5 protein-coding genes are annotated in these 3,783 nt (G+C 68.9%); 3 read left to right on the top strand and 2 right to left on the bottom strand.

The features are described 5' to 3' along the window. A partial coding sequence (locus tag JHC99_RS17870; RefSeq protein ID WP_292156022.1) for a translation initiation factor IF-2 occupies positions 1–330 on the bottom strand: 330 nt, incomplete at its 3' end. A 123-nt stretch (positions 331–453) separates the two neighbouring features. On the opposite strand from JHC99_RS17870, the gene JHC99_RS17865 reads away from it, so the two are divergent. After that, positions 454–1,737 carry a PQQ-dependent sugar dehydrogenase gene (locus JHC99_RS17865; RefSeq protein WP_292156021.1) on the top strand — a complete coding sequence of 428 codons (1,284 nt, stop codon included), beginning with the start codon at positions 454–456 and terminating at the stop codon, positions 1,735–1,737. A 94-nt stretch (positions 1,738–1,831) separates the two neighbouring features. On the opposite strand, the gene JHC99_RS17860 is transcribed toward JHC99_RS17865, so the two are convergent. Next, positions 1,832–2,497: a hypothetical protein gene (locus JHC99_RS17860; RefSeq protein WP_292156020.1), complete on the bottom strand. Its 666-nt coding sequence runs from the start codon at positions 2,495–2,497 to the stop codon at positions 1,832–1,834. Between the two features lie 206 nt (positions 2,498–2,703). Between JHC99_RS17860 and JHC99_RS17855 the strand changes: the two genes are divergently transcribed. Both JHC99_RS17855 and JHC99_RS17850 read left to right on the top strand, forming a co-directional pair. Beyond that, a complete protein-coding gene (locus JHC99_RS17855; RefSeq protein WP_292156019.1) occupies positions 2,704–3,615 on the top strand; it encodes a co-chaperone YbbN in 912 nt (303 codons plus the stop codon). Between the two features lie 11 nt (positions 3,616–3,626). Further along, positions 3,627–3,783, top strand: a 157-nt coding sequence (locus JHC99_RS17850; RefSeq protein ID WP_292156023.1) for an LON peptidase substrate-binding domain-containing protein, incomplete at its 3' end; no start/stop codon positions are given.

The following is a 3,783-nucleotide window of genomic DNA, read 5'->3' as shown; positions in this document are numbered from 1 at the left end:
GGCCTGGGCTTCGGGCGGCAGCGGCTGGGTCGCCACGAAGGCTGAGACGAGAGTCGCGAAGGCGTCGGCCTTGGGCTGAGATTTGGCGACGATGGCGTCGGCGTCGGCATTGGCCTTTGCCGTATCCGCGCCGGCGGCGGTCTTGGCGGCCGTCAGCTCTGCGCTCATGGCCTGCATGTCGGCACCGAACGCCTCGCCCGCCGTCTGGAGGTCGGCCTCGGTCGGCGCGGCGGCAGGGGCGGCGGGTGTGGTCGGGGCAGGAGCGGTCTGGGCGAAGGCGGGAGCGGCCATGGCCAGAACGGCGACGGCGGCGAGAATGCGGGCGGACATGGACGAACTCCGGGAGGGACAGACTGAACAGGGGAGCCCGGCTCCCCACCGGCGCAAGGTGGCGGATATTTCCGGCGGCGGCGAGACCCTTTCCGGCGAACAGGGGTCTGATAGGGTCGCGGCATGATCCGGTCGCTCGTCTCCGTCGCCGCGCTCGCCCTGGCCTGTTGCCCGGCGACCACCCAGGCCCAGGCCCCGGGACGGCCCTATGCGGTTCAGGGATCATGCGGTGGCGTTCGCGCGACGACCGTGCGGATGGCCGAGAACTATTGCCTCGGCCGGGTCTGGCAGCGAACGGGCGGCGACGGCCCACGGATGCCGCGCGGCCTGTTGCAACTGTCGGATACCGACTGGCTGATCACCGACCTGGGCACCTGGGACGCAGGGCGAGGCGCGCTGTGGCGGATGAGCGTCCGGGGCGAGGCCGTGGTCTGGACCCGGCTGATGCGCGGCCTGTCCATGCCGCACACGATCGCGCGCGGGCCGGACGGCCGCATCTATCTGGCCGAGATGAGCCGTATCCTCGCCTTCGATGCGGACCGACCCGAGGCGGCGGTCGCGGTGGTCGATAGCCTGCCCGACAACCGGCTGCACGAGAACCGCCATCCGCTGTCCAGCTTCATCTTCGACGGGGACGGGGCCCTGCTGGTCAATGTCGGGGCACCGTCGGATCGCTGCCTGACCCCCGCCGGCCGGCCCATCGCCGATCCGTCGGGCCAGTGTGCGCAAGGGGCGGAACAGGCCATGGTGCGGCGATACGCCATGACCGGGGCGGGGCGGTGGAGCGCGACCTGGACCGCCTATTCCACCGGCCTGCGCAACTCCGTGGCCATGGTCCGGCATCGGTCGGGGGCGATCTATCAGGGCGAGAACTCGGTCGATCTGACCACCGCCAACCGGCCGTTCGACGAGATCAACCGGCTGACGACGGGGGCCCACTACGGCTGGCCCTACTGCACCGACATGGCCACCGCCCTGCCCGGCTGGACGACGCGACAGGCGCGGTGCGGCCAGAGGACCCCGCCCGTCTCACTTCTGCCGCCTCATGCAGCCCCTCTGGCCATGCTCTACTACGACGGGGCGATGTTCCCCGAACTGCGCGGACGGATGCTGATGAGCTGGCACGGCCATCGCCAGGCGGCCGGCCGGATCGTGGCCATCGAGACCGATGCGAACGGCGCGCCCCTGACCGAAACCCGTGCCCTCTATGCCGTCTATCCACGTGGTGCCCTGGCCTATCCGTCCAGCGCGCCCGCGCCCCGGGCCCGGGTCCTGACGCCGGGCTGGAATGCGGTGGCGGGCTCCCACCCGATGGGCGCACCCGTCGGAATGGCGGTGGCGCGCGACGGCTCGATCTGGGTCGTCGACGACCGCAATGCCGCGATCCTGCGGATCGCCCGCCCCTGAAACCTCGGGCCCAAACGAAAAGAGCGGCCCGTCTTTCGACGGACCGCCCCAGTTCGGTACCCTCGGAGGCCCCGCAAGGCCCCCTCGGCAAGTCTTAGCCGCGTTCGCCGGGCTCTTGAGCGTAGCCCGAGCTCGAACCGGTCGCCGCAGGAGCGGAGTAGGTCGGAGCGGCGGGATAGCTGGCCGGAGCCGAGTAGCCGTTGTCGGCAGGCACGGCCGGAGCCAGGTAGCCGGTGTCGGCGGGCGGAGCCATGTCGCCCGAATAGGCGGGCGGCGAGGCCACGTCGCAGCAGTGCTCGTCCGGATGATCGGGACCGGCGGGCGTGAAGTGGATTTCCGGCGGGGCCACGGACACTTCCGACGGACGGACGTGGACGTCGGGCGCTTCCAGATAGACCTGGGCGGGCGCGACCTGAACCGGCGGGGCGTCGACGTAGATCGGCGGGCCCTGGATGTAGATGGCCGGCGACGGTGCGAACACCGGAGCCGAAGAGATGCGCAGGCCGGGGGCGCGGACCCGGATCGGCGGTGCGGGCGGACGGACCGTGTAGAACGGCACGTTGATCACCGGCACGTTGCATTCGCAGTTGCGGTCGTAGATGGTCGCGCCACCGCCGCCCCAGCGTTCGCCCTCGACGAAGGAAACCTGCGTCGGGGTCGCAACCGCGGAAGAGCCCGTGGCCGCTTCGTCTGCAGCGAAGGCCGAGCCGGCCGCCGTTGCCATTGTGGCGCCCAGCGCCATGATCAGAACTGATTTCACTTTGATGTCTCCCCAGTCACCTGAACCTTACTGAAGCATGAACGGCAACGGTTTGGCTTGCACCCAACGAGACGCAAACCAATGATTTTTTTCGCGTTGCAGGAGAGTGACACCAACGCTTTGGAGAATTCCTTGAGATTGTTCCCCTGGGAGACCATCTGATGCCTCCCGCGTTCACCAAGACTCGTCACGAAGCAGGCCCTGCAATGACCTTCGCCGACCCGAAATCGACTTCCACAGGCTCCGATCACGAGGACGTGATCATGGAGGGGTCGGACGCCGGCTTCATGTCCGACGTTATCGAGACCTCCAAAAGCGTGCCGGTCATCGTCGATTTCTGGGCCACCTGGTGCGGGCCCTGTCGCCAGCTGACCCCGGCGCTTGAAAAGGCCGTACGCGCGGCCGGCGGCAAGGTCCGTCTGGTCAAGATCGACGTCGACAAGAACCCCGCCTATGCGGGCCAGCTGCGGGTCCAGTCGATCCCCACCGTCTATGCCTTCGTCAACGGCCAGCCGGTCGACGGTTTCCAGGGCGCGGTGCCCGAAAGCCAGATCAGGGCCTTCATCGACAAACTGACCGGCGGGAGCGGCGAGAACGCCGATGTCGAGCAGCTGTTGTCGCTGGGCGAGGAATCGCTGGGACTCGAGGACTTCGGCGGTGCCGCCCAGGCCTTCGCCCAGGTTCTGACCCTCGACCCCGAGAACCTCAAGGCCATCGCCGGCATGGCCCGGGTCTATCTGGCGTCGGGTGATGCGGAACAGGCGGCCCAGACCATCGCCATGGCACCGGAAGGGTCGTCCGACCCGGCGGTGCAGAGCGTCCGCGCCCAGCTGGCCCTGATGGCGGCCGCTCCCGGCGGCGAGGCCGAGGCCCTGAAGGCCCGCGTCGCCGCCGATCCGACCGATCACCAGGCCCGCTATGACCTGTCGCTCGCACAGGCCGCCGAAGGTGACCTGAAGGGTGCCGTGGACAGTCTTCTGGCCATCGTCGCCGCCGATCGCGAATGGAACGAGCAGCAGGCCAGGAAGCAGTTGCTGGTGGTGTTCGAGGCGGCCGGACTGGCCAGCGACGTCTCGAAGGACGGCCGTCGTCGCCTGTCCTCCATCCTGTTCGCATGAGGAAGCCGACGATGGCCCAGGGCTATGTGAAGGCGTCGGACCTGCCGCAGGTCATTCCGGTCTTCCCCCTGCCGGGGGCGATACTGCTGCCGCGCGGCCAACTGCCGCTGAATATCTTCGAGCCGCGCTATCTGAACATGATCGACGACGCCATGGCCGGGGACCGGA

Origin of the sequence: Brevundimonas sp. (genome assembly GCF_016463485.1) — a bacterium.
GTDB lineage: Bacteria > Pseudomonadota > Alphaproteobacteria > Caulobacterales > Caulobacteraceae > Brevundimonas.
Note: the sequence above shows the minus strand (reverse complement) of the source record. Positions and strands in the feature narration are given on the sequence as shown.